The sequence below is a fragment of the Mycobacterium sp. genome (assembly GCF_032159765.1).
Lineage (GTDB): Bacteria > Actinomycetota > Actinomycetes > Mycobacteriales > Mycobacteriaceae > Mycobacterium.
The window spans coordinates 1-6,818 of the sequence record NZ_JAVHWM010000161.1 but is presented as its reverse complement, the minus strand read 5'-3'; the positions used below and the strand labels follow the sequence as shown (position 1 = coordinate 6,818).

Genomic DNA, 6,818 nt, shown 5'->3' with positions numbered 1-6,818 from the left:
CGTACCGAGGGCGTACCGGAACTGTACCGCCGGCGGCCAGATTCCATGTCTTGCAGGCGATTTGATGTGTTGGAGCGGACTATTTCGCCTGGTCGCGCGACCCGTGTCTAGGGGACTCATAATCCGTTGGTCGCGGGTTCGAGCCCCGCCCGCCCCGACACTGAACATCCGCTCAAGTTAGGCTCTCAGCAACTACAAACATCGTTTTCTCATATCCGTTGGTCGCGAACCTCGCCCACCCACTTCTGGGTCCATTTTTCGAGGAGGCCGTGCATCACGTTTATGGCCGCCACCGTGAATTCTGACCGCCGCACGTCACGACGGAGGCGTCTCCACCATCTGCATCATCGCCGCCAGGATCGGCTGGCGGCCCTCGGGTTCGGCGATCAGTTGACGGGACAGCTCGGTTAGGTGATCGCCGTGGGTTCGGGCGTAGCGGCGTAGCAGCGCGAATGCTTCGTCAACCGACACCTCTAGACATTGGGAGACGAATCCTTTGGCCTGATCGACGACGATCCGGCTGGTCAACGCCGCATGGAGGTGAGGGTGGACGGAGGCCGGGGAGGGGGGGTGTTCGAGAATCGCCATGCTGGCAATATGTGCCAGCGTCTGGGCCACCCGCAGATCTGCGTCGTTGAGCTCGCCGACCTTGGTGCCGAACAAGCCCAGGGCACCGAGCACGGTGTTGTCTGCGCGCATCGGCACCGCGTGCACCGAGGGAAAGCCCGCCTCGGCCGCGGCCGCGACGAACCGCGGCCAGCGCACCGCCTGGGTCTGAAGGTCGGCCACCGAGATCGGCTGCCCGGTGGTGTAGCAGTCCAGGCAGGGGCCTTGGTCGGACTGCAGCTGGAGCAACTCCAGGTTGTGGAGCTTCTCCGTGGTTGCGGCCATCAGTTGCAACTGGCGGCGCGGGGTGGCCAGCAGCAATCCCGCCGCCGCGACATCCAGTAGCTGCGCGCATTGTTCGGTGAGCTCGGTGAGCAGGTCAACCACGTCGTAGTCGCCCAGCAGGCTATCGACCAGCGAGACAACCGCGTCCAGCACGCGGGTTTCACGAGGTATCCCAGTCACTTACGGCTCCAGTTCATCCCGGGCAGCATCCGGTACATCACCGAATGGTGTCGAGTATGCGATGAGCGCTTCATCAGTTGGCCTCAAGCGTAGTCGGCGATCCAGGATGTCGCGGGCGACGCCGGTGGCACTTCGGCCGGCGGCATAGGCGTGCGCGCGCAGCCGTACCAGCGCCTCGGCCGGCTCGACCTCAAGCTGGGCCGCCTGCACCCCGGTGCCCCGACTCACCTCGGTCCGACAACCGGGCCAGCTCGGCCGCCACCAACGCGCCAGCCAGCTGCTCGGCACACAACAGACCGGGGGTGAGCCCCGACACATGTCCAGGGCGCGCCGACGGATCGGCCGGCCACGACCACAGGCATGGGCGTACACGGCGAATCTGATGCTCCGGCATGGCTGGCCCATACCTCGGCCACCGGACAACGTCGGGATCGGCTAGATCGACCACCACCACCGTCGCCCGGCGTGCGGCCGAACGCCAGTCGTACAGACACCGGGACACGATTCACCCCGATTGAAGCGTCGATCGATTCCGTCAGATCGAAACGAGCGCCCTTCGACTCCGGCGTGCGTGATTCTGTCGAGGTGGCAAGTAATTCCAAGGCCAGCGATGAGATTCGTCGTACCGAAGACCGCGGTTCGGAGATCTGGGAGCGGAGTAGCATGAGCAATGTCGGGTGCATTTCGTTCTAGTGAACGCACTCGACAGAGAAGGAACAAATCATGTTTACCGCAACAAATTTCGCAATCTCGGCAAAAGCCGCCTAAAGCCGTACTGCGTGCCCTGAACTCGATCCCCCAAGACGGTGCGCTGAGCCGCGCCTGGGTGTCCATTTGCACCTGACCGGCACGCGCCGCCCCGATACTCTCGAGAACCCGGCGCGCCGACAGGCACAGCTCACTCGGCACGGCGCGGCACACAATGCATCCCCGCAGAAAAGTCTTGCCGCTCAACTCTTTAAGGAAGTATGTCGTGAACGTTTTGATCATCCCAATCGTTGTGCTCCTCATTGTCGCGCTGGTCGGCTTGTCGCTGTCGATCAAAGTGGTGACGCAGTACCAGAGGGGCGTGTTGTTCCGGCTCGGGCGGGTGGTTGGTGTGAAGGAACCCGGGCTTGCCCTGATCATCCCGGTGATCGATCGGCTCGTCAGGGTGTCGCTGCGGATCGTGACGATGCCGATTCAGTCGCAGGGCATCATCACCCGGGACAACGTTAGCGTCGATATTTCGGCGGTGGCCTACTTCCGGGTCGTCGACGCGGTCAAGTCGGTGATTGCCATCGAGAACGTCAACGCCGCCATCAACCAGATCGCGCAGACCACGCTGCGCAAGGTTGTCGGCCAACACACCCTCGATGAGGCACTTTCGGAGACCGATTTGATCAACGCCAACATTCAGGCGATCCTAGATTCGGCCACCCTGGAGTGGGGAGTGGAAGTGACCTTGGTTGAGCTGAAGGACATTCAGCTACCTGAGAGCATGAAACGCGCGATGGCCCGGCAAGCCGAAGCTGAGCGGGAGAAGCGTGCCAAAATCATTGCCGCTCAGGGGGAATCGATGGCCGCGGCCGCTCTGGGGGATGCGTCGGACACGATGATGGCACACCCACTTGCTCTGCAACTGCGCAATTTGCAGACCCTGGCCGAGCTTGGGGTGGAGAAGAACACCACAGTGGTGTTCCCGGCGCCGATGATGAGCGCTATCGGTGAACTCGGTAATTTCCTTGCCCGCGAAACCGCCGCCGCCCAAGGGATCAGAGTGCCGCTGGCCGCGGAAGCCACCCTGTCGCAACCACCGACACCATCGGCTACCGACATCGCCAACAACGGAGAACCCACGAACGGTGCAGCACCCGACCCGGTGACAACGGCCGTCTGCTGACCGGGACGAAGGACATGGACCTGGATACCGGCTTAGGCTCCGCGGTCTGGCTGATCACCGATCAGACCAGCATCACCGCGGTGCCCAGGCAGGTCAGGTATCGGACGCCGCCACACACCACGATCACCTCGCCCCTCGGCTGATCATCGCTGTGGGACCAGTTTGGGACCGCACGTTGCGGGCGATGGTGAACGACCCGCGCATCGAAGAACGTCTTGCACGGGCGCGTCGGTCGCCCACTGGCGACAACCTGCGGAAACATTTACCCGCTTACTGGGGTCGAGCGGCTTATAAGCGTCAACACCAGCAGCACGCCGACAAGGGCATCGCCGTGCACATCGGCTCACCCCTTATTCAGCGAGTATGAACCGGAATCGACCGTTGGCGACCGTACTGATCTGAAATCCAAATCCGCTGCGCCGCAGGCGATAACCGGCATCAGTCGACACCCTTGAGAGCGGCCAGTCGCAAATCCGTTGGTCGCGGGTTCGAGCCCCGGCCGTCCCACCAGAACAGCCCCACCAGAACAGCGCTGTATTACTTCGGCTGATGCTTGACGTTTTCTGTTCCAGCTGATGGGTGACAGTGTTTCGGCTATGGGTGACAGTGGTTTCGGCTGATCCTTTGACACTCCCTTGTTGAGGGAGTTGAGCGTGGCTGAGCAGCGGTATCAGGCGGTGTTGGCCGTCGTCAGTGACGGGGTGGTCGATTTCGCTGGTGGCGTCGAAGGTTGGGGGTCGCGCCAGGCGCTGCATTCCTGGGTGGCGCGGTCAAACGAAAACGAGGCAAACCGGGCCTACCCCGACGTCTAGGCCGCGCCGTGCTCGGCGGGCAAGCCTAGGCCGGCAACGTCACCGGCGGACACGGCTTCGTCACGCCTGGCGGATCACACTCGAGATATGCGCAGGCCCCGCCCGAGTTGTACTGGGTGCACGGGTCTTGCCAGACCGGCGGCACGTCATCGAACTCCGCGCCAGTTTTCCGCTTCAAGCCGACCGTGACCGAATCGATCGAGTCGGCGTCGACGTCCGTGTACTTGGCGAGAATGGTGTTGGCTTCGACGAGCGCCTCGACCGCGACTCTGCGCAATTCGCGAACCCGCGCGAGATCCTCGTCGGATACCTTTACCGACTCCTGATCCTCACCTGTGCACATACGCCGTCCCTCTCTCCCTGCACCTCTGTGCTAAACACCGCACTCAACCGCTCAATCGTTGAGCATGAGAACGTCCCGGTCAACCGTCTTGACATCCCCATTTGCGATGTTAGACATACGCAATCCAATATCATCTACTGCGTATGGCAAGTATGCCCTGACGGATCCGCGCGCTGGGCACCGTCGGGTGGCCCCCTCTCGAGGGCGCGGGGTAGTGGACGCTGTGGGTAGGCACGTCCCGTTGTGAGCGCTCCAATGCCCTTGCTACTGAATGCAGCCGGTAAACCGGTCGCTCTTCGCTGGAGGAATGCGGGCTAAGTCCAACTGGTACAGCGGTTGCGACCGTTGCGCCCACCAGAAAAGTCAATTGCACACTCCCGCAATATATTCCGGGCAGTCAGGGGGCGGGACAGGGTCGCGCGGGGCTAGAATCTGGCGAGTGACGCCAAACACGAAGGTCTGCAACGGTAAATGGACTACTTGGAACAGCTGGACGTTCCAGACCTGAACGAAGAGCGCCTGTTGCTCTTCATGCGCAATGAGCTCGGCCTTCCTGTCAACCAGGAGATCATCGAACGCGAGATTGTGCGCGCCGTCATCACCGGCAAATTGTTCTTTCACCGCCGCGGCGCGCTGCAGTGGTCTGAACGCCAGGAGGCGCCGATGATGATTGTCGTTAGGGCGGGCTTGTCGTGTCGGGTCACGCGAGCCCACGCCGCCACTTGAGATGACTGGATTAGCTCAGGTGAGGGTCGCGCCGACGAGGTGTCCGATGAGGTAGGTGGCGCTCAGAGCCAAGGCGCCGCCGAGTACGTTGCGCGTGACGGCGCGTTGCTTGGGGGCGCCGCCCAACGCGGCGGATGCGACTCCGGTGATGACCAGTGCCAGGAGCACGGCCGCGACGGTCACCGGAATCCGAAGCGCATTGGGCGGCAGCAATATTGCGATCAATGGCAGGAGTGCGCCGACCGTGAATGACAGTGCCGACGACAGTGCAGCCTGCCAAGGGTTGGTCAGATCGGTGGGATCTATACCCAGCTCCACGTCGGCGTGTGCGGCGAACGCATCATGGTCGGTCAGTTCTTCGGCAACGGTGCGCGCAGTCGCCGGCGTCAACCCCTTCGCCTCGTACAGCGCCGCGAGTTCGTCGAGTTCGGCTGCGGGGTCCTCGCGCAACTCTGCACGTTCCGTGCTCAACAGGGCCCGCTCGGTGTCGCGCTGGGTGCTGACGGAGACGTACTCTCCCAGCGCCATTGAGACGGCGCCCGCGACCAGTCCTGCGATTCCGGCGGTCAGGATTGGGCCGCGTGACGTCGTCGCTGCGGCAACGCCGACCACGATGCCAGCCGTGGAGACGACCCCGTCGTTGGCGCCAAGGACGCCGGCGCGCAGCCAATTCAGCCTGGCTGACACCGAACCCGTATGCGGCTCAGCGGGATGGGAACTGGTCGACATGCCCGCCACGTTAGACATCGACTAAGGATGACCGCCAGCAAACGTAGGCTAGCCAAAGGCCCACGGCCTCGGCCCGCCGCGCCTCGTGCGTGACAGCCATGACAGTTGGGCGACGGCAAGAGAGGCGGAGCTGATGGTCGCCAGGTGGTCAAAACCATCAAGAAAGGCGGTTATGCCGCGGCTGCGCCGCTGAACTGATCAATTGACTCCAAGGTTGATGTCGTTCAGTGTTGGCGCTCAGAGGGTTTCGGACGTTTGCTATGGCTGATGACGAGGCGCCGTTTAGCCGAAGAGCGGACTCATGGAATCGTCGATCCCAGGAACTCGAGCGCCTCGGGAACGAACCGCTCGTGGGACTGGAAGATGCCGCCGTGTCCAGCGTCGGGGTAGATCCGGAGCGTCGCATTCGGCAGGCGCTGAGCCAGGTCATAGGAGTTCTTGGACGGCACCATGCGGTCGGCATCACCGTTGGCCACCAGGACGGGCTGACGGATGCGTGACAGGTCCGCCGGCTTCTCGAGGCCCCAGGCGTGAATCGCCTTGAGCTGCGAGCGGAATGCTCCGATCGCCATCGCCTTATCCCGTTGGTTCGTGCGCTCCTTCAACCGCTTGATGAACGCGCGCGCCTGCGACTTGCCGGACTGGGGGCTCCATCCCGCACCTCGGAGGGCTTCAGCCGTGACGTTCGTCCAGCTGCCGAACGTCTCCGCAGGCGCAAACAAGAGGAATCCCCCGACAGATCATGGATAACACTCGTTATCCATCGGTGCGCTCCCGCCGCACAGTCTCCTACTACGGCCAGCATGCCTGGCGCATCAGCTACACGTATCGCGGTTCGCCGCAAGAATCGACCTGACCGTCGGCGGCGCGTTTCGCGAGTGAACCGCGAAGTTCACCCCGTCGGCCGAGGGAGTGGCACCGAGGGGGAACGATGAGCCCGCATCGATGGCCTTCGTCGTCTGGTGTGCGAGTGGTTCAGACATGCGCAGCGTCGCTAGCAGCGAAGGCTTACCGAAGGGAGTCGGCTCGATTTAATTTAAGTGTGCCGAGCAGCCGTCTGTGCGAGTTGTGTGCGTGTGCTGACGCCAAGCTTGGCGAAGACGTGGGCGAGGTGGGACTGAACCGTTCGCGGGGAGATGAACAGCTGCGCGGCGACCTCCTTGTTCGTCAGGCCCTCGGCAACGAGTTTGACGACGTCGCGTTCGGCGGGCGTGAGCGACTCCCACCCGCTCGACGGGCGCTTGCGCTCCCCGCG

The 6,818-nt window shown here is 63.0% G+C and carries 8 protein-coding genes and 1 pseudogene; 3 read left to right on the top strand and 6 right to left on the bottom strand.

The genetic code is table 11. From position 1 onward, the window contains the following. Positions 1–315: 315 nt before the first annotated feature. Both QOH60_RS19380 and QOH60_RS19375 read right to left on the bottom strand, forming a co-directional pair. Positions 316–1,071, bottom strand: a complete 756-nt coding sequence (locus tag QOH60_RS19380) for a GAF domain-containing protein (protein WP_526423352.1) — start codon at positions 1,069–1,071, stop codon at positions 316–318. Between the two features lie 190 nt (positions 1,072–1,261). Then, on the bottom strand, positions 1,262–1,573 hold the full coding sequence (locus tag QOH60_RS19375; RefSeq protein WP_526423350.1) for a hypothetical protein: 312 nt from the start codon (positions 1,571–1,573) through the stop codon (positions 1,262–1,264). A gap of 483 nt (positions 1,574–2,056) precedes the next feature. Here QOH60_RS19375 and QOH60_RS19370 point away from each other — a divergent pair, with 483 nt between their 5' ends. Both QOH60_RS19370 and QOH60_RS19365 read left to right on the top strand, forming a co-directional pair. Beyond that, positions 2,057–2,953, top strand: coding sequence for a slipin family protein (locus tag QOH60_RS19370; protein ID WP_526423354.1), 897 nt, complete (start codon positions 2,057–2,059; stop codon positions 2,951–2,953). 638 nt (positions 2,954–3,591) lie between these two features. Beyond that, positions 3,592–3,723: pseudogene (locus QOH60_RS19365) on the top strand (IS481 family transposase); the annotation flags it as partial. Between the two features lie 67 nt (positions 3,724–3,790). On the opposite strand, the gene QOH60_RS19360 reads toward QOH60_RS19365, so the two are convergent. Then, positions 3,791–4,108, bottom strand: coding sequence for a hypothetical protein (locus QOH60_RS19360; RefSeq protein ID WP_526423348.1), 318 nt, complete (start codon positions 4,106–4,108; stop codon positions 3,791–3,793). Between the two features lie 471 nt (positions 4,109–4,579). Between QOH60_RS19360 and QOH60_RS19355 the strand changes: the two genes are divergently transcribed. Further along, complete coding sequence (locus tag QOH60_RS19355; RefSeq protein WP_526423346.1) at positions 4,580–4,834, top strand: hypothetical protein; 255 nt, start codon at positions 4,580–4,582, stop codon at positions 4,832–4,834. A 15-nt stretch (positions 4,835–4,849) separates the two neighbouring features. Here QOH60_RS19355 and QOH60_RS19350 read toward each other — a convergent pair whose 3' ends face one another. From QOH60_RS19350 to QOH60_RS19340, 3 genes are all read right to left on the bottom strand, one after another. Continuing rightward, positions 4,850–5,563 carry a VIT1/CCC1 transporter family protein gene (locus QOH60_RS19350; protein ID WP_526423344.1) on the bottom strand — a complete coding sequence of 238 codons (714 nt, stop codon included), beginning with the start codon at positions 5,561–5,563 and terminating at the stop codon, positions 4,850–4,852. A gap of 299 nt (positions 5,564–5,862) precedes the next feature. Next, positions 5,863–6,285, bottom strand: a complete 423-nt coding sequence (locus QOH60_RS19345) for an alpha/beta fold hydrolase (RefSeq protein WP_526423342.1) — start codon at positions 6,283–6,285, stop codon at positions 5,863–5,865. Between the two features lie 314 nt (positions 6,286–6,599). Beyond that, the coding region (locus tag QOH60_RS19340) for a response regulator transcription factor (protein ID WP_526423340.1) at positions 6,600–6,818 on the bottom strand (219 nt) is incomplete at its 5' end.

Excerpts from the sequence above, each read along its gene's own strand:
- QOH60_RS19360 (WP_526423348.1), bottom strand. The coding sequence starts at position 4,108 with ATGTGCACAGGTGAGGATCAGGAGTCGGTAAAGGTATCCGACGAGGAT.
- QOH60_RS19355 (WP_526423346.1), top strand. The coding sequence starts at position 4,580 with ATGGACTACTTGGAACAGCTGGACGTTCCAGACCTGAACGAAGAGCGC.
- QOH60_RS19350 (WP_526423344.1), bottom strand. The coding sequence starts at position 5,563 with ATGTCGACCAGTTCCCATCCCGCTGAGCCGCATACGGGTTCGGTGTCA.